We start from the raw sequence: 18,221 nt of genomic DNA on the forward strand, positions 1-18,221 counted from the left end.
GTCACGTTCGGCTCCCCACCTGCCTGCTGCGGTAGATCACGTACGGCCGCCACAGGTAACCGATCGGGATGGACCAGGCGTGCACCAGCCGGGTGAACGGCCAGATGCCGATCAACAGCCAGGCGGACAGCGCATGCAGCTGGTAGGACAGCGGGATCCCGGTCATGAGCGAGGTGTCCGGCTGGAGGGCGAAGATGCCACGGAACCACACCGACACCGTCTCCCGGTAGTCGTGGCCCTCCCCGAGCAGGTTCACCCCTACGGTCTGCGCCATGCCGGTGAGGATCACTGTGACCAGCACGATGTACATGACGGCATCCATGCGGGTGGTGGTGCGCCGCACCCGGCCGTTGACGATACGCCTGGCGATCAGCAGCGCGAGGCCGACCGTCATCGCGATACCGGCCAGTGTGCCCACCCCGCCCGCCAGCGCGTGGTAGGCGCCCTCGGAGATGCCGACAGCAGCCGTCCACGACTTCGGGATCAGCAGCCCGATCACGTGACCGAGCAGCACTGCGAGCAGTCCGAAGTGGAACAATGGGGATCCGATGCGCAGCCAGCGGCTCTCCAACAACTGCGTGGTATGGGTGTTCCAGCCGAACTGGTCCACCCGCCAGCGCCAGATGTGACCGACCACGAAGACGGTCAGCGCGATGTACGGCAGGATCCCCCAGAGGGCGATATCGAAGGCGGTCACGATCTGACCTCCGTTCCGTGAACGAGTTCTGGTGGGCCGTAAGGGGCCAGCCCGACCTCCTCAGCGGGGGGTCCATCCGACGCGATCTGGCGCAAGCGCTGCCAGCCGGTTGGCGAGAGCTCCGGCAACAGGGTGCACAGCGCGTCGAGCACTTCGGCGTAGGGCGAGCCTGCCTCATGCAACGACGTGCGGATCAGCTCGATGCCAGCGCGGTGCTGTCGAAGCGGCGATTCTCCGGGCTTCGGGCCTGCCAGCGCGGCGAACTCGCACACCACGGGAAGGAAGTCGGGCAGCTCATCGTCCGGTGGCGCCAGGCCCGCTGCCCGGTAGCTCTGCTTCAGGGCAAGCAGCGCAGTACCTCGCCGCCGGGTGTCGCCGTGCAGGTAGTAGGTCAGGTACAGGCTGCTGCGTCTGCGCAGATCGAACGTGGCGACGTAGTGCTGCGCCAGCGCCATGGGCTCGGCGGCGCTGTACCAGCCGGTGAACCGCACCAGCGGATCCCGCGCCTCGCGTGTCGCGACGGCACGTGCCGCGTCGGCCAGCGCGCTGCGCTGCGCCAGCAGCTCGGCGTCCGGGTACTGTAACAGCGCGGAGACGAGCTGCCATGTCCGGGCCCGGTCGCTGTGCTCCGTCGCGGTCATCGGCCGCCCCCTGACCTGGTCGGTGGCGGTGAGGGCATCGGCAGGTCCACCGGGCCGTACCCCGTGCCGTTCGGGGCGCCACCCATGCCGGGCCCACCGGGCCGGTCGAGGCTGCAGCCGCTGTCCAGTCCTTCCAGTCGCGCGGCGTCCTCCCGGTGAGCGGTCGGGATCACGTACCGCTCGTCATATGGGGCGATGGCCAGCAACCGGTAGAGGGCCTCCATCTCGCCTGCGGTCATCCCGGTCGCGTCCAGCAGGTCGTGCGAGATCGTGCCGTCGAGCGTGCGCGCCCGCATGTAGCCGCGCATCGCGGAGAGCTTCATCAGCACCCCGGCCACGGTGTCCGCGTCACCGGCGGTGAACAGGCTCGCCAGGTACTCGATCGGGATCCGCAGGTCGCCAATGGCGTGGAACACCTGGTCGGGGTCGGCGTTGTCCCCGCCGCTGTCGCTGACCGCATCCAGGACCGGCGACAACGGGGGGATGTACCAGACCATCGGCAGCGTGCGGTATTCCGGATGCAGCGGCAGCGCCACGCGGTCGCGGATCGCCAGCTGGTACACCGGCGAGCGCTGCGCCGCGTCGATCCAGTCCTCCGGGATGCTTTCCGCGCGGGCGGCGCGGATCACCTCGGGATCGTGCGGATCGAGGAAGACGCTGCGCTGCGCGTCCAGCAGCTGGTCGGGTTCGGGGGTGCTCGCGGCCGCTTCCACCGCGTCGGCGTCGTAGAGCACCAACCCGATGTAGCGTAGCCTGCCGACGCAGGTCTCGGCGCACACCGTCGGTTGCCCGGCCTCGATGCGGGGGAAGCAGAAGGTGCACTTCTCCGCCTTACCGGTGTGGTGGTTGAGGTAGACCTTCTTGTACGGGCAGGCCGAGACGCACATCCGCCAGCCGCGGCAGCGGTCCTGGTCGACCAGCACGATGCCGTCCTCGGATCGCTTGTAGAGCGCCCCGGAGGGGCAGGCCGAGACACACGCCGGGTTCAGGCAGTGCTCGCAGATCCTGGGCAGGTGGAACATGAAGGTCTGCTCGAAGGAGAAGCGCACCCGCTCGGCCGCCTCGCGGGGCATCGCCGCGATGTTGGGGTCGCCCCCGGCGTGCTCGGCGGCCCCGCCCAGGTCGTCCTCCCAATTGGCTCCCCAGGTGATCGCGGTGTCCTCGCCGGTCAACGCCGACTTGGGCCGGATCGTAGGACTGCGCGGGCCTGCCGGGGCGTGCAGCAGCGTGTCGTAGTCGTAGGTGATCGGCTCGTAGTAGTCGTCGATGCCGGGTAGATGCGGGTTGGCGAACAGGCTCAGCAGCCGCTTGACCCGGCCGCCGGAACGCAGTTTCAACCGGCCACGTCGGTCCAACACCCAGCCGCCACGCCAGCGTCGCTGGTCCTCGTAGCCCTTGGGGTAGCCGATGCCCGGCTTGGTCTCCACGTTGTTGAACCAGACGTACTCGGCACCGTCGCGATTGGTCCAGGTCTGCTTGCAGGTGACCGAGCAGGTGTGGCAGCCGATACACTTATCGAGGTTCATCACCATGGCTACCTGTGTCATCGGTCGCATCAGTACTCCACCTCCTGGCCACGGCGGCGGATCACCGTGAGCTCGTCTCGCTGGTTCCCGGTGGGGCCGTAGTAGTTGAAGGCGTAGGTGAACTGCCCGTACCCGCCGATGAGGTGCGTCGGTTTGAGCAGCAGCCGGGTGAGCGAGTTGTGCACGCCACCGCGATCGCCTGTCAGCTCCGTGCGCGGCACGTTCACCGTCTTGTCTTTGGCGTGGTACATGTAGATGGTGCCCTCCGGCATCCGGTGGGACACCACCGCGCGGGCGGTGACCACGCCGTTGCGGTTGTAGGACTCGATCCACTCGTTGTCCCGCACACCGATCTTGTCGGCATCCTCAGTGGACATCCAGATGGTCGGTCCACCACGGGACAGCGCCAGCATGAACGCGTTGTCCTGGTACTCCGAATGGATCGACCACTTGGAATGCGGGGTGAGGTAACGGACCGTCACCTCGGCCCGGCCGTTCGCTCCTGGGGAGCCGAAATGCCGATGCATGTTCAGTGGCGGACGATAGACGGGAAGCTGCTCACCCAGCTCGGTGATCCAGTCGTGATCGACGAAGAACTGCTGCCGTCCTGTCAGGGTGTGCCACGGCTTGTCCCGCTCCACGTTGATGACGAACGGGGAGTAGCGGCGACCGCCGCTCTCGCTTCCTGACCATTCCGGCGAGGTGACCACCGGCACCGGCCCCTTCTTGGTGTCATCGAAGGTGATGCGCTTGCCCTCGTGCTCCTCGGCGAGATCGGCCAGCCGCGTCCCGGTGCGTTCCTCCAACGTGCGGAACCCCTGGCTGGCGAGCCTGCCGTTGGTGGTGGCCGACAGCGCGAGGATCGCCTCGCACATGTGTGCCGCGGTGGCCAGCGACGGCCTGCCCTCGGTGACGGGCCCTGACCGTGTCCCGTTCTGGCTGCGCAGGTAGGCCAGCTCCGGGGCCACGTCGTAGGTGATCCCCTTGCTGGTGGTGCCCAGCTTGTCCAGCAACGGGCCGATAGCGCGCATCTTCTCGCCGATCGCGGCGTAGTCCCGCTCGATCTCCACCAGCTTGGGCATGGTCCGGCCGGGGATCGGATCGCACTCGCCGCGCTTCCAGTCCCGCACCCGGCCACCGGGTTGCGCGAGCTCATCGGGTGTGTCGTGGGTCAGCGGGGCGGCGAGCACGTCGGTGCGGGTGCCGAGGTGCTCGGCGGCGAGCTCGCTGAACGTGTCGGCGATGCCGAGGAACGTGTCGTAGTCCGAGCGCGCCTGCCAGGGCGGCGCGATCGCCGGGTTGAAGGCGTGCACGAACGGATGGAGGTCGGTTGTGGATAGATCGTGCTTCTCGTACCAAGTTGCTGTGGGAAGCACGACATCCGCGTACAGGCCGGTGGATGTCATCCGGAAGTCGATGGCGGTCAGCAAGTCGAGCTTGCCTTCCGGCGCGTCGTCGTGCCACGCCACATCGGCAGGGCGGGAGTCCTCACCGGTTTCCTCGCTGCGCACCGCCGCGTCGGTGCCGAGCAGGTGACGGAGGAAGTACTCGTTGCCCTTGCCGGAGGAGCCGAGCAGGTTGGCCCGCCAGACGGTCAACGCGCGGGGGAAGTTCGCCGGATCGTCGGGGTCCTCGGCGGCGAACGAAAGCGAACCCTGCCGCAACTGGTCCACAATGTGTTCGGCGACGCTCCTGCCTGCAACGCGGGCTTCATCAGCCAGATCGAGGGGGTTGCGGTTGAACGTCGGGTGGGAGGGCAGCCAGCCCAGTCGCGCGGCCGTGGCGTTGCAGTCGGCGAACGACGCCCCTGCCAGGGAACCCGAACCGAGCGGGCTGGCGAGCTCTCCGGCGCCGAAGGATTCGTAGCGCCACTGGTCGGTGGCCAGATACCAGAACGCGGTGCCCGCCATGTGGCGGGTTGGCCGTTGCCAGTCCAGCGCGAACGCCAGGTGCTGCATCCCGGTGAGCGGGCGCGCCTTCTCCTGGCCCACGTAGTGGGCCCAGCCACCACCGTTGCGACCTTGGCAGCCGGTGAGCAGCACCAGTGACAGGAACGACCGGTAGATGGTGTCGGAGTGGAACCAGTGGTTGGTCCCGGCCCCCATGGCGATCATGGAACGCCCCTGCGAGCGCTCGGCGTTGCGCGCGAACTCGCGGGCGATACGGGCCGTCGTCGAGGCGGGTACCGAGGTGATCTCCTCCGCCCACGCCGGGGTGTAGGGCTGGGTAGTGTCCTGATAGGACTCCGGCCAGTCGCCGGGGAGCTCGTCGCGGTGCACCCCGTACTGCGCCATGAGCAGATCGAAGACGGTGGTCACCAGCCGGTCGCCCACGCGCAGCGCGGGAACGCCGCGCCGCAGCGTGCTGCCACCCTCGGTGGTGCCCTCGTCGAAGCGCGGCAGTTGCACGGTCACATGCTCGTCAGCCCATGAGTACAGCGACAGTGCCGGGCGCGCCTGACCGAGATCCAGGTTCCACCTGCCAGCCTCGGAGGTGGCCCAGCGGAATCCCAGCGAGCCGTTCGGCACCATCGGCGCGCCGCTCGCATCGTCCAACATGACGGTCTTGAACCCGGCGCCCTCCTCGTCATCGCCGAGATCGGCGGCGGTGAGGAACTTGCCCGCGCGACGGTCCCCGTCGTGCGGTTCGAGCGTGACCAGAAACGGCAGGTCGGTATAGCGGCGCACGTAGTCTGTGAAGTAGTCGACCTGCCTGTCCCGGAAGAACTCGGTCAGCACCACGTGCCCCATGGCCATGGCCAGCGCACCGTCGGTACCCGGCTGCGGCGCCAGCCAGTCGTCGGCGAACTTGACGTTCTCCGCGTAGTCCGGGCTGACAGCGACCACCTTGGTGCCCTTGTAGCGGGCCTCGGTGAGGAAATGCGCGTCCGGGGTGCGGGTGACCGGGATGTTCGATCCCCACATCACCAGGTAGCTGGAGTTCCACCAGTCAGCGGACTCGGGAACGTCGGTCTGGTCGCCCCACACCTGGGGTGAGGCGATCGGCAGGTCGGCGTACCAGTCGTAGAAGGACAGCAGGGTGCCGCCGATCAGCGAGTGGTAGCGCGTCCCGGCTGCGAACGACGCCATCGACATCGCAGGGATGGGGGAAAAGCCGACCACCCGGTCGGGGCCGTAGGTCTTGGCGGTATGGACGTGCGCGGCGGCGACGAGCTCGTTCACCTCGTCCCAGGTGGATCGCACCAGACCGCCCTTTCCCCTGGCGCGCTTGTACGTCCGTGCCCGTTCGGGATCGCCGGTGATCTCCGCCCACGCGGCAACCGGGTCCGCGAGCCGGGCCCGTGCCTCCCGCCACATCTCGAGCAGCACGCCCCGCACGTAGGGGTAGCGAATCCGGGACGGGGAGTAGGTGTACCAGGAGAACGAGGCGCCACGCGGGCAGCCGCGAGGCTCGTACTCCGGTGAATCCGGTCCTACTGACGGGTAGTCGGTGGCCTGGTGCTCCCAGGTGATCAGTCCGTCCTTGACGAAGACATGCCAGGAACACGAACCGGTGCAGTTCACCCCGTGCGTGGAGCGCACGACCTTGTCGTGCGCCCACCGGTCCCGGTAGAAGCGATCCCAGGTCGAGGTGTCGGTCACGTGCCGGGAATGGTCGTGCATAGGCAGCGCGCGGCGGAAGAAGCGCGCTGGTAGCGATGGCTCCGTCATGGCCTTCAGGTTGCTGCACCACGGGCACCGGTCAGCAGAGACGAAAGACCCTGACCGGCACAGCCTTTCGGCAACAGCCACAGGGTACTAGCGCTCTAGTTGTCCGGCGGTGCACCCTTGCACGGTGGATCCCGTGACGACACACGCGACTTCTGCCCCCGGATCCGGTGACGCCCAGCGAGCGCGCGTGAGCCGTACGGCGTGGTGGGTACTGGCCATGGCCACGCTCGGTTTCGCGCTGAACTTCTGGGCGTGGACGCTGCTCAGCCCGCTAGGCCCGCTGTTCCAACAGAAGCTGGAACTGTCGGCGTTCCAGCAGGCCCTTGTGGTGGCCGTGCCGGTGATCGTCGGATCGCTTGGCCGCATCCCGGTGGGTGCGCTCACCGACCGCTTCGGCGGGCGGGTGATGTTCCCCGCGGTATCGCTGGCCACGGTGCTGACGCTGGTGCTGCTCGCGGCGGGCGGGTACACCTGGCTGGGAACCCTGCTGCTGTGCGGGTTCCTGCTCGGTATCGGCGGCACCGCCTTCGCGATCGGGATCCCCCTGGTGAACGCGTGGTTCCCGGCGGGACGGCGCGGGCTCGCGCTCGGCATCTACGGCGTGGGTATGGGTGGCTCGGCGATCGCGGCGCTGACGACGGTGCCGCTGGTGGAGGCGGTGAACCTGCGGTTCCCGTTCCTGCTGACCGCCGCGGTGCTGGTGGCCTACGCGATCGTGACGGTTCTGGTCGTGCGCGATGCCCCTGGCAGGCAGGTCAGCCGCGAACCGATGCTGCGCAGGCTGGCCACCACCATGCGGCTGCCCATTACCTGGCAGGCCTCCGGGGTCTACGCGCTGACGTTCGGTGGTTTCGTGGCGTTCTCGGTGTACCTGCCGGCGTACCTGACCACCGCGTACGGGCTCGCCGATGCCGATGCCGCCAACCGGATGGCCGGCTTCGTGCTGGTCGCCGTGGCCGCCCGCCCCGTCGGCGGCTGGCTGTCGGACCGGTTCCACCCGGTACCGGTACTGGTCGCCGTGCTCGGCATCGTGGGGATCGCCGCCGCGGTGCAGGTCGTCGAGCCCGCGTTGCTGCCGATCGGCACCATGACGTTTCTGACCATGGCGGCCGCGCTGGGCGCCGGGGCGGGCGCGACGTTCGCGCTGGTCGCCCTGTTGACCCCCGGCGACCGGGTGGGCTCTGTCACCGGGGTGGTCGGCGCGGCAGGCGGCCTTGGCGGGTTCGTGCCACCGCTGCTGATGGGTGTCTTCTACGGGTGGCTGCAGAGCTACGCGCTCGGTCTCGGCCTGCTGGCCGTCACCGTCCTTGCCGCCGCGGTGCTGGTGCGGCGCATGCGTTGGGAGAGCCCGGCGAGCAGCCCGGCGTGACCCCGTCGGGCCGGTACGCGGCTAACGGTGGGAACGGATGTGCCTTTCATTCCGTAGCGGGAGCCGGATGTCACGTTCGGCTCACACCGCGGGAGGGGGTGGGTGGATGCGGCGCGTACGGGAATTCCTGCTGCTGATCGTCGTCGGCGTGCTGCTGGTCACCGGGAGCGGGCTCTGGTTCGTCGATCCCGGGGTGGGCCGCGCGGTGTGGGCGGCCACGACCGTGGTCGCGCTGGCACCCGCGCTGGTCTGGGTGAGTGCTGAGCTGCGGCGCGGGCGTTACGGGGCCGACCTGCTCGCGGTGATGGCTCTGGCGAGCACGTTGGCCGTGGGTGAGTACCTGGCGGGGGCTGTCATCGCGTTGATGGTGGCCACCGGCCGGGCCTTGGAAGCAGCGGCGAGCAGCCGCGCGAGCAGGGACCTGTCCGCGCTGCTGGCTCGCGCGCCCACCACGGTGCACCTGCGCCGGGCCGGTGACCTGGTGACGGTGCCCGTGGATCAAGTGGTGCCCGGGGACCGGGTCGTGGTGTTGCCCGGCGAGGTCGTCCCGGTGGACGCCGTGCTCGACAGCGACGGGTTGTTCGACGAGTCGGCACTGACCGGCGAGCCGGAGCCGGTACCGCGCGCCGGGGGAGACCCGGTGCGTAGCGGCGTGGCCAACGCCGGAGCCGCCGTGGACACCATCGCGACGGCATCCGCCGATGCCAGCACCTACGCGGGGGTGCTGCGGCTGGCCGAGCAGGCGCAGGCGGAGAGCGCCCCGGTCGCACGGATCGCCGACCGGGTAGCGGTGTGGTTCCTGCCGCTGACGCTGGTTATCGCCGGTGTGGCCTGGCTGCTGTCCGGAGATCCGGTGCGGGCGGTGGCCGTGCTCGTCACCGCGACCCCGTGCCCATTGCTGCTGGCGGTACCGATCGCGGTGTCCGGCGGGCTGTCCCGCATGTCCCGCGCCGGGGTCGTCGTCAAGGGCGGCGCATCACTGGAGCAGCTGGGACACGCGCGGACCATCCTGATGGACAAGACCGGCACCGTGACCACCGGCAATCCCGAGATTGTCGACGTGGTGTGCGCTCCTGGCACATCCATGACCGAGTTACTCGCGGCAGCGGCAGGAGTGGAGAGGTACTCGGCGCACGTGCTGGCGGCCACCGTAGTGCGCGCGGCGCAGCGCGCAGGAGTGACACCGGCGGCCGCGAGCGCGGTGACCGAGGAACCCGGGTGGGCGGTGACCGGCACCGTCGCCGGGCGTCGGGTGAGCGTGGGCAGGATCCCCGATTCCACCATCCTGCCGGAATGGGCGCGCGCGGCCGCCCGCCGCAGCAACCTCGACCTCGCGTCGGTGCTGTGGGTGACGGTTGACGGGACTCCGGTCGCCGCGCTCCTCGTCCGCGACAGCATCCGGCCGGACGCCGCGCGGACCATGCGCAGGTTGCGCGAGGCAGGGATCGAGCAGGTGGCGCTGTTAACCGGTGACCGGGTCGCCAATGCGACCGAGGTCGCCAGCATGCTCGGCCTCGACGAGGTACATGCCGATGCGAGCCCGGCCGACAAGATCACGCGGGTCCGCGCCGCGCAGTCGGCCGGTACGACGGTGATGATCGGCGACGGTGTGAACGACGCGCCCGCTCTGGCCGCGGCCGACATCGGCGTCGCACTGGGGTCACGGGGATCGACCGCCGCGGTGCAGGCGGCCGATGCGGTGATCACCGACGACCGGATCGACCGGATCGCGGACGCGGTGGACGTCGCGCGCCGTACGCGGCGGATCGCGTTACAGAGCGCGTTGAGCGGGACGGCCCTATCACTGCTGGCGATGGCCGCGGCAGCGGTGGGGTGGCTGGCTCCGGTGGCCGGTGCCTTGGTGCAGGAAGGCATCGACGTGGCCGTCATCCTCAATGCGCTGCGCGCGGTGCGCGGCCGGTCACGGCGCACCCCCGCGCACGTCGATGCCCTGCTCCGTCGATTCGCCTCGGAACATGACGGGTTGCACACGGCGCGCGCCGCGGTACGCCAGGCCGCAGACGCGCTGGCGCACGGCACGGGTCCGCGGGTGGATGCCGCGGTGCGGCGCGCCGATGAGCTCGTGGCGACCGAGCTGCTGCCGCACGAGCACGCCGAGGAGACCGTGCTGTACCCCGCGCTTGCCGAGGTGCTGGGTGGAGCGGCGGGAACGGTGACGATGAGCCGTGCCCACGCCGAGATCGAGCGGCTGGCCCGCCGGTTGCGCCGCCACGTCGAGGAGGCCGAGGGCGGGATCGCCGAGGATCAGATTGGCGACCTGCGTGCGACCCTCTACGGCTTGGACGCGATCCTCACCCTGCATTTCGCGCAGGAAGAAGAAGCCTACTTCTCGCTCTCGGCGTCCGCCTTCGATCGCGAGACTCCTCGCACACCCCGCCGTGGCACTGGCGGATCAGGGTGAGCCCGCGACGCAGCGGATCACAGCGCCCGCGGACCGGGGCCGCAGCGGTCGAGGGCTGCCGCGGCCGCGCGAAGCGGGTCCGCGACCGTGTCGATGATGTACGCGTCGGGCCAGGGATCGGTGTGTTCTGTCATGCGCGCGGCGATGGCGGGCGTGGCATCGGAGATCGATGACCTCCGGATTCGTAGCCGCTCGGCCATCACCTCGGCTGGGGCCTCGCACCGTAGCTGGATCAGCCGGGCGTGCGCACGGGATGCGAGTTCGCGCGCCAGCTCACGATGCGCGTGCGCGTGCCACGACGCATCCAGGATCACCGACTCGCCGACGCTGAGCAGCGTGCCCGCGCGGCGGAGCATCTCCCGGTAGGTCGCGTCGGTCCGCGACGGCGTGTAGATGCCCTCCTCGAACGCTGCTGGCGCGCCGTGCTCGCCGGTGATCCCCGCGAGTTCCTTGCGGGTGTGATCGCTGCTGATGACCCTGGCGCCGAGACTCTCGGCGAGTGCGCCTGCCAAGGTGGACTTGCCCGTCCCGGGTAGCCCGCCGACGAGGATCAACCGTACTTCGGCCCGTTCCAGGTTCCGGAGCGTGAGTTCGGCGTCCGCCCGTGCGCGATCGGCCGCGGTCGCGTCTCCCTGCGCGTGGCGCAGGCAGGCGACCTTGCAGCGCACGAAGGCGCGGTATGCGATGTAGTGGTGGCGCAGCGCCGCGCATGACTCATCGTCTGTCGCTCGCCGGTAGCCGCGCAGCAGCTCCGCCGCAAGCTGTGGCGCGCCGAGCCGCTCCAGATCCATGGCCAGGAACGCCAAGTCGTCGAGCACGTCCAGCCACCGAAGGCGATCATCGAAGTCAAGGCAGTCCAGCACGCGGGGTCCGTCGTCGAGAGCGAAGATGTCGGCAGCCAGTAAGTCGCCGTGACCGTCCACGATCTTGCCCTCGGCCACCCGGTGGTCGAACAGCGCGGTACGCCCCGCGAGAAAGGTGGTGACGTGTCCCTCGATGGCGGCGAAAATCCGGTGATCCAGCACCGCCCCCTGGAACGGTCGTACCTGGTCGATGCTGCTGTACCAACGCCGCCGCAGGGCGTCGCCGGTGCCCTCCGCGTCGATCAGTGGTCCCCGCTCGGCCCGCGCGTGGAACGTCGCCATCAGCTCCGCCAGCTGCCGCACCGTCGCGGTGACGTCAGCACCCTGTTCGATCAGGGTGGCCAGTCTCCGGTCGTCCGGCATGCGTCGCATGACGACGATCGTCTCGCGTTCCGTGCCGGGTCCGACCACCTCAGCGGTCCCCAGGTAGACATCCGGTGCCAGCCGCCGGTTGAGCTCGACCTCGCTGCGGCAGGCGCGGTCGCGTTCAGCGGGGTCGGTGAAATCGAGGAAACCGAGGTCCACCGGCTTCTTGACCTTGTACGCGCGGTCGCCGACCAGGAAGACGATGCCTGCGTGTGTCTCGCGCACTGACGCCCACGAGGTGGCCTCGGATGCTGTGCTCACGATGGTCACGTTCCTCCCATCGGTCCGGCGACGCCGGTGAGCTCGGTGACGATGTTGCCGGTCAGCGCGCGCAGCGCGGCGCTCCGCCGCACCGGGATCGGCTCCGGATCGACGATCCGGCGTGCGGGATCCGGTAACCACGCCAGATCGCGCGCGACCCGTTCGCGGATGTCCGCGAGCGATTCCGGCGGAGCCACCTGGGCACCACCGATCATGGCGGGACTCAACAAGGCACGCGTGCCTGCGGGGGCGGGTTCGGTACGCAGCGCGAGCACGTCGGGTTCCGCGGTGCCGCCCCGGTACACCTGTTTGCAGCCAGGGTCGGTCCACTTGCCTGCGGAGACCTTCATGACGGGCCGCCCAGCGTACTCCACCAGCTTGTAGGCGCTGTCCAGCGACGGAGCGTCCCACGATACGCCGATCCTGGTGCCGACACCGTAGGCATCGATCGGTGCGCCCCGCCTGACGAGCGTGTCGACACGCCACTCGTCCAGGCCGCCGCTGGCGACGATCGTGGCGTGCGGCATGGCAGCCGCGTCGAGCATGGCGCGCGCCTGCCTGGCCAGCGACTCGAGATCACCGGAATCGAGCCGGATACCGACGCGCGACTCGGGGATTCCGAGTTCGGCGGCGACCTGGATGGCGCGGGCGACGCCGGTCCTCGTCTCGTAGGTGTCCACGAGGAACGTGGCGGCTCGCGGGAAGTCCTTGCCGAATGCCGCGAACGCGTCGAACTCGGTAGGGAAGGCCTGAATGTAGGAATGCGCCACGGTGCCGATCGCAGGCAATCCGAACCGGCGGGCGGCGGCCACGTAGCTCGTGCCCGCGAAGCCCACCATCGCGCAGCAGCGGGCGACGGTGAGGGCAGCTTCCAGCCCGTGCGTGCGCCGAGCCCCGAAATCCACCACGGTGGCCTCCCGCGCGGCGAGTACGCATCGCGCCGCCTTGCTCGCGATCGTGGTGGCGAACGTGGCCTGGTTCAGCAGCGCGGTCTCCAGTAGCTGCGCCACCGGCAGCGACGCGGTTACCTCCAGGATCGGCTCACCCGCGAAAACGATCCGGCCCTCCGGGACAGCCCAGACGTCCCCGTCGAACCGCAGCCGGGCCAGCGCATCGAGATCGCCCCTCGATAAGTCGGTGTGTTCGCGGAGGTACCGCAGATCATCCGGCTGGAAGCCGAACCCGCTCACCAGGTCCAGACAGCGTGCGAGCCCGGCTGCCACCAGGAAGCCACGCTGCTCGGGCAGGTTCCTGGCGAACAGGCTGAACGTGGCGGGCTGGGTCATCCCTCGCCGCAGGTAACTGGCGGCCATCCGGATCTCGTACAGGTCTGTGGCCAGCGCGCTGACCGTCTCGCTCCTACCGGTACTCACCTCGGCGGCGAGGCCGGCTGTCGAGGGACGACGCTGTGGAGTGCCCTGCACCGTGCTAGCTCGCGCGGTCGGGCGCCTCTGCCAGCAAGGCCCTCAGCTCGGAGACGAGCAGTCTGCGGTTGCCTCGCTGGCCATGCTGGGCTGCGATCCCGCCGGTCGACGAGCTGTCGGGGGCGCTGCCCGGCTCGCGGCCTTCACAGGCGGACAGCCCCAGCATGTCGAGCATGGTTTCGAACTCGGCGGTGTCTCGGGCGTGCGATGCCGTGACGCGTACCGCCTTCGAACGTTGGTCGTCGCTCGGCGCGTCGGGCAGCGTGACGGCGTGCGGGTTCTGCTCGGTGAACATGCGTCTCATGGTGCGGGTGTCCGCCCCTCCAGCGACGCGGTCGAAAGTCCCTCGAGGCCCGGCCGCAGGTCCCGAGCTTGCGGAGTGGAGGTCGCAGGGTGCCCATTCCGGGGACTTTCTGCCCCTCCGGCCGTCGGGTCGGAACCGTACCGTCTGTCACGTCGGGTGAGAGTGGAGGGAGCGCGATGTACGCGCAGGTCGGAGACTGGCTCGTCGTCGAGCGTGCGAACCTCGAACACGAGTCGCTCAAGGGCTTGATCACAGGAGTCCGGTCCCCGGATGGTTCCCCGCCCTACCTAGTGCATTGGATCGACGACGGGCGGACATCACTGGTCTTTCCCGGCCCGGACGCGCACGTGATGACCGAGGCCGAGCTCGAGGAGCAGAACGAGCGACGTAACCAGCGGCTCCACCGGCTGCGGGTCGACTTGGCGGGTCGGGCGCGGAAGCTCTAGACAGCGGCGCATGCCGGTTGGTCATGCTACCGGCGACGTTCGTCCTGACTATCGTCGACGTTGGTCACTGCTCCGTGCTGGGTTCGAACGCTTACAGTCGATATACATCGGACAGAGCTATCGCCCTTCCGGGTGTTTGCTCCGCGGCCTGGGAGGTCACCATGCATAATGTCTCGTCAGCTCCGGCAGGCGTCGACCTCGACAGTCCCAGGGCGCGCGCGATACTCCGTGCGGTGGCTTGCGGGCACGGCGAGTTGACGTCGAGCATGGTTCCCGACCTGTTCATCGACGGGCTGGCGTGCTGCGACCAGTTCACCGCGCACGCGCTGGCGCTGGAAGGATTCATCCGTCCGGAAGGCGAGGCCACGTCGGGACAGCGGGTGCCCGCGCGGCTGTCGATGGCGGGCTGGGAGGCGCTGGAACGCGGCCCGCGCGAGCCGGGCGGTAACGCCCCGAACGGCGGTGTGGTCGCGTAGCCTGCCGCGTCACGTCTGCCCTCCAGCACACGGCTCCGCGCTCGCTCCGGTCAGTGGTCCGGGAACGCGGCCGTGACGCCGGTTCCTCGCGGTAGCGTCGCCGGACCGCCCGCCAGGAAGATGACGCGCCGGGCGATGGCCGCCGCGTGATCGGCGAATCGCTCGTAGTACCGGCCGATCAGAGTGAGGTTGACCGTGTCGACGGTGTCCTCATGCTTGCCCTTGTCGAGCAGCAGGCGGTGCAGCCTGGCGAGCAACTCGTCCATGCGGTCGTCGTGCCGGATGATCCGCACGGCCAGCTCGCTGTCCCTGTCGGGCAGGGCGACGCATACCTGCTCGCCGATGTGCTCGGCCGCCACACCCATCGCGACTACGGTCTCCCGGAAACGCTCCGGCACCACGCGGGTACCGTCGCGCTCCCGTACGATCTCGGCGATATGTCGCGCGAGCGCGGCCATGCGTTGCAGGTGCGCGCTCATGCGGATCCCGGCGATGATGGTCCGCAGGTCCGTCGCCACCGGCTGCTGGCGTGCGAGTATCACCAGTGCGCGGTAATCGATGTTGTCGTGTGCCTGCCTGACCCGGGGTTCCTCGGCGAGCACGCTGCTGGCCAGTGCGGGATCGACGTCCAGCAGCGCCCGGGTCGCCTCCGACATCGTCGAGGTCGCACGGCAGGCTAGTGTGACGACGTTGTCGAAGTACGCGTCGAGCTCTGCCCGGTAGCCGGCCCGCATACTCGCCTCCTGCCGGTCGGCCGAGCCCTGCCTCGGACGGGTCATGAAGTACCCGCCCGAGGCCGGCATCCCCGTCGTGTGACGTTGGGTCAATCCAGGCCGTACACGAGCGGCCTGTCGCAACCAACCGCATCCCCGGGCGGGCGCCGGCGCTTGGCCGGCACCTTTGAGTCTCTGCCATGTCGCTTGCCGTGGGGCAGGGGCAAAGGTCCCGGCTGTGTTGGACCGTTGGCCCGCTAGTGATGACGGCTCGCCCACGGTGACGGGGCGTCGCGGGACGAATGGCCCTCCCAACGGAAGTCGCTCGACCCTAGCAGGCATCCGGCAGGCCGCTGTCTCCTCGAATAACCCGGTGGCATCCGGGACCGGCCGGTGCGAGGCGGTGCGAGCGAGGCACCCCGCACCGAATCATGCGCGGTCGCCGTCAGGGAGGCGAGGTGGGTTATGCGCGATATCGCTGAGCAATGTAGCCGGTTGTGGCGAGCATTTGCCGGTTACATCCAGTATCGCTGGGGAACTGATCGGCTCCCGGAACGGGTACTTCCCGTCCTGCTCGCGGCTGTTCTCCTCGCGATTCCCGTCGCCATGATGGTGGCCTCAGCGGCGCACGATCGTCAGTTGGCGGAGTCCCGAGCTCAACACGAGGATCGTTCGCAGGTGGCGGCGGTACTCCTGGAGGACGCCCGCCCGGGGACAAGTGGCACGTCGCCGCCCCGCGGTTCCGGTGGGTTCGCGGAGGCACACGCGATCTGGCCGTACCCGCGCGGTCCGGGTTCGCGAGAGGGCGCCATCACGGTGCGGGCCGGCTCGATCGCGGGCGACGAGGTACGGATCTGGGTGGATCCTGCGGGGCAGCAGGCGGATCCGCCGCTGACCGTGGAACAGGCGCGTGCCCGCGCGACCGGGACTGGTCTGATGTTCTGGCTCACGGTGGCTGGCGGGAGCGTGATCGTGTTCCTGGCAGCGCACGCTGTGGCTGCCGGACCACGTCCCTGAACGCCCGCACCTTCGGGCGAGGCGCGGTCATCCGGACGTGGGACATTCTGCCGTGCGACCGGGGACTATCGCCTCCAGTGAACTCCCACTGTGTTGCCGATTATGGACGCACCAACGAGTGAGGAGGTGTGTCATGGCAATCAAGTCGACGCCATCCGGTCACGCGGCGCGTGGTCGCGAGCAGACGAGCACCGCTACCGGTCAGCAGCAGGGGGCCGTGCTGTCCGGAGTCGCCGGGCGGCTGCTGGCAGCATTGCGCATCGTGATGGGATTCGTGTTCCTGTGGGCCTTCGCCGACAAGGCGTTCGGATTCGGGTACAACACCGCAGGGGAGAACGCCTGGATCAACGGTGGATCACCGACGACCGGCTACTTGAGCGGTGCTGACACCGGCCCGTTCGCCGGTGCGTTCAACGCGATGGCAGGCGCCGCGTGGGCCGACTGGCTGTTCATGATCGGTCTGGCCGGTATCGGGGTCGCGCTGCTGCTCGGCGTCGGCATGCGGTTAGCCGCGGGAGCGGGTGCGGTCATGATGCTGCTGATGTGGGCCGCGGACTGGCCGCTGGCGCGCTTCACCGAGGCGGGCGATCCCACGATGTCGACCAACCCGCTGATCCAGTCCAACCTGGTGTACGCGCTGGTGATCATCGTGCTCGCCGTCGTCTATGCGGGTCACACCTGGGGCCTGGGCCGCTGGTGGTCGGCGACCACACTCGTCCGGCGTTGGCGCTGGCTGGTGTGATCATCTGCGCCGGGGCGCCGACCCACTTGCGTGGGTCGGCGCCCCGTGTCGCGTGTGCGATCGTGCCCGCGGCACACCAGTGCCCGGAGTTCCCGGCAGTGCCCGGCGTCTCCCGGTCGCTGCCGGTGGCGGCACTAGTACCGGTACAGCGCTGCGATATCCGCGTGCCCCGGCACCTCGGCGGGCGGCATCGCGAAGACCGACCCGTCGTGGCACAGCGTGCCAGCCACGGCTGGCTCGAAACGGGCAGTGTCGTCCCGCACGAACAGGGAAGCGACCCGACCCGTTCCGGCTGCCTCGGTGACGCTATCCGGATCGGTATCGGCCAACCCGCTGCCGAGCGCGTCCCCGTAGGCTTCCAGAGCCGCGTCCCGCTCCCGCTGGAGCAGCGGTGCGACGAGTTCCCAGCTGAGACGGTGTAGCTCCGCGGCACTGGACCGGTCGGGATTCCCGGCGACACCGGAATCGACGATGTGATCGTAGGGGCACACGGTGCGGAACGCCGCCCTGATGTGATCGACTCCGGCTAGTACGAGCGGGGCGTGCTCGTCGCGCAGCGTGGGCCACAGCGCGTCAGCCACGCTGCGTAGGTAGCGCACCAGGCGCTCTTTCTGCACCTCGGCGCCGACGCCATGGGCGTGTCGGATGGTTCGCGCTGCGGTACCGCCTCGATCCGCGACGTGATACTGCTTCTCCCGCTGCGGGAGGTCGTAGCGCAGCGCGTCGGCCACCCCGCTCGGCATGCCGGGTACCGGCACCTCGCTGATCCGCCAGCGTGTCGCTTCCAGCAGGCGGGCGTGCTGCTCGCTCAGCGCCAGCACGTAGTACGGGTGATCACCGTCCAGCATCCGCAGCAGTGGGGAGACCACGGGGCGGTCGGAGACCACGACGAGTTCCTCGACGACCATCGGTAGGCGGATGGTCGTCGACCAGCCCGGCGCGAGGTACACGGCGAGGCCATCGCCCTGGTGCTGCCAGAATGCCTGATCAGCGACGAGCTCGGTGCCCGGGCCGAGAAGTGCCCTGACATCGGACGGTCGGTCACCCCGATCGCGCAGGTCCCGTTCGACTCGCCGGAGCAGGTTGGTGAGACGGATCGGCCCCTGGGAGGTCGCCGCTCCGGATCGATGAGTCGGCAGGTGCAGCGAAACGCAGCATGACGCCCGTCGCCGCAGCAGTGCAATCAGATCATCTCGGTTCAGCGCGTCCACGCCAGCTCCTTCACCTGTTTCCGCGTCGTTGCCATCACCGTGCGCGGCCGGAGCTCGGCGAGCCTAGGGGCT

15 protein-coding genes are annotated in these 18,221 nt (G+C 69.3%); 6 read left to right on the forward strand and 9 right to left on the reverse strand.

Annotated features, from left to right (window positions below):
- Nucleotide 1 precedes the first annotated feature (1 nt).
- The 4 genes from narI to F8178_RS17380 are packed head-to-tail and all read right to left on the reverse strand — an operon-like array spanning nt 2 to nt 6,535.
- Nucleotides 2–697, reverse strand: a complete 696-nt coding sequence (narI, locus tag F8178_RS17365; RefSeq protein WP_317495891.1) for a respiratory nitrate reductase subunit gamma — start codon at nt 695–697, stop codon at nt 2–4.
- Nucleotides 694–1,338, reverse strand: a complete 645-nt coding sequence (gene narJ / locus F8178_RS17370) for a nitrate reductase molybdenum cofactor assembly chaperone (protein WP_317495892.1) — start codon at nt 1,336–1,338, stop codon at nt 694–696. Before narJ ends, narI begins: the two co-directional genes overlap by 4 nt.
- Nucleotides 1,335–2,894 carry a nitrate reductase subunit beta gene (narH, locus tag F8178_RS17375; protein ID WP_317495893.1) on the reverse strand — a complete coding sequence of 520 codons (1,560 nt, stop codon included), beginning with the start codon at nt 2,892–2,894 and terminating at the stop codon, nt 1,335–1,337. The genes narJ and narH overlap by 4 nt, the downstream gene beginning before the upstream one ends.
- Nucleotides 2,894–6,535 (reverse strand): nitrate reductase subunit alpha, encoded by a 3,642-nt coding sequence (locus F8178_RS17380; RefSeq protein WP_396345724.1) that lies wholly within the window; start codon nt 6,533–6,535, stop codon nt 2,894–2,896. Before F8178_RS17380 ends, narH begins: the two co-directional genes overlap by 1 nt.
- A 217-nt stretch (nt 6,536–6,752) precedes the next feature.
- On the opposite strand from F8178_RS17380, the gene F8178_RS17385 reads away from it, so the two are divergent.
- Together F8178_RS17385 and F8178_RS17390 are read left to right on the forward strand one after the other, a co-directional pair.
- Nucleotides 6,753–7,904 carry an MFS transporter gene (locus F8178_RS17385; protein ID WP_317495987.1) on the forward strand — a complete coding sequence of 384 codons (1,152 nt, stop codon included), beginning with the start codon at nt 6,753–6,755 and terminating at the stop codon, nt 7,902–7,904.
- Nucleotides 7,905–8,010: 106 nt separating this feature from the next.
- Complete coding sequence (locus F8178_RS17390; RefSeq protein ID WP_317495894.1) at nt 8,011–10,326, forward strand: heavy metal translocating P-type ATPase; 2,316 nt, start codon at nt 8,011–8,013, stop codon at nt 10,324–10,326.
- A gap of 17 nt (nt 10,327–10,343) precedes the next feature.
- On the opposite strand, the gene F8178_RS17395 is transcribed toward F8178_RS17390, so the two are convergent.
- From F8178_RS17395 to F8178_RS17405, 3 genes are read right to left on the reverse strand one after another with little or no spacing between them, the layout of a single operon-like run.
- Nucleotides 10,344–11,816 carry an AAA family ATPase gene (locus F8178_RS17395; RefSeq protein ID WP_317495895.1) on the reverse strand — a complete coding sequence of 491 codons (1,473 nt, stop codon included), beginning with the start codon at nt 11,814–11,816 and terminating at the stop codon, nt 10,344–10,346.
- 5 nt (nt 11,817–11,821) lie between these two features.
- Nucleotides 11,822–13,189: a nicotinate phosphoribosyltransferase gene (locus F8178_RS17400; protein ID WP_317495896.1), complete on the reverse strand. Its 1,368-nt coding sequence runs from the start codon at nt 13,187–13,189 to the stop codon at nt 11,822–11,824.
- Between the two features lie 55 nt (nt 13,190–13,244).
- A complete protein-coding gene (locus F8178_RS17405; protein ID WP_317495897.1) occupies nt 13,245–13,535 on the reverse strand; it encodes a hypothetical protein in 291 nt (96 codons plus the stop codon).
- A 185-nt stretch (nt 13,536–13,720) separates the two neighbouring features.
- On the opposite strand from F8178_RS17405, the gene F8178_RS17410 reads away from it, so the two are divergent.
- Nucleotides 13,721–13,990 carry a DUF1918 domain-containing protein gene (locus F8178_RS17410; protein WP_317495898.1) on the forward strand — a complete coding sequence of 90 codons (270 nt, stop codon included), beginning with the start codon at nt 13,721–13,723 and terminating at the stop codon, nt 13,988–13,990.
- A gap of 161 nt (nt 13,991–14,151) precedes the next feature.
- Nucleotides 14,152–14,466 carry a hypothetical protein gene (locus tag F8178_RS17415; protein WP_317495899.1) on the forward strand — a complete coding sequence of 105 codons (315 nt, stop codon included), beginning with the start codon at nt 14,152–14,154 and terminating at the stop codon, nt 14,464–14,466.
- Between the two features lie 50 nt (nt 14,467–14,516).
- Here the strand turns inward: F8178_RS17415 and phoU are convergent, their stop codons facing one another.
- On the reverse strand, nt 14,517–15,245 hold the full coding sequence (gene phoU, locus F8178_RS17420; RefSeq protein WP_317495900.1) for a phosphate signaling complex protein PhoU: 729 nt from the start codon (nt 15,243–15,245) through the stop codon (nt 14,517–14,519).
- A 399-nt stretch (nt 15,246–15,644) separates the two neighbouring features.
- Between phoU and F8178_RS17425 the strand changes: the two genes are divergently transcribed.
- A complete protein-coding gene (locus F8178_RS17425; RefSeq protein WP_317495901.1) occupies nt 15,645–16,196 on the forward strand; it encodes a hypothetical protein in 552 nt (183 codons plus the stop codon).
- 133 nt (nt 16,197–16,329) lie between these two features.
- Nucleotides 16,330–16,938 (forward strand): DoxX family membrane protein, encoded by a 609-nt coding sequence (locus F8178_RS17430; protein ID WP_317495902.1) that lies wholly within the window; start codon nt 16,330–16,332, stop codon nt 16,936–16,938.
- A 134-nt stretch (nt 16,939–17,072) separates the two neighbouring features.
- On the opposite strand, the gene F8178_RS17435 is transcribed toward F8178_RS17430, so the two are convergent.
- On the reverse strand, nt 17,073–18,149 hold the full coding sequence (locus tag F8178_RS17435) for a hypothetical protein (protein ID WP_317495903.1): 1,077 nt from the start codon (nt 18,147–18,149) through the stop codon (nt 17,073–17,075).
- Nucleotides 18,150–18,221: the final 72 nt, after the last annotated feature.

Source organism: Haloechinothrix sp. LS1_15, from assembly GCF_033042135.1.
Lineage (GTDB): Bacteria > Actinomycetota > Actinomycetes > Mycobacteriales > Pseudonocardiaceae > Haloechinothrix.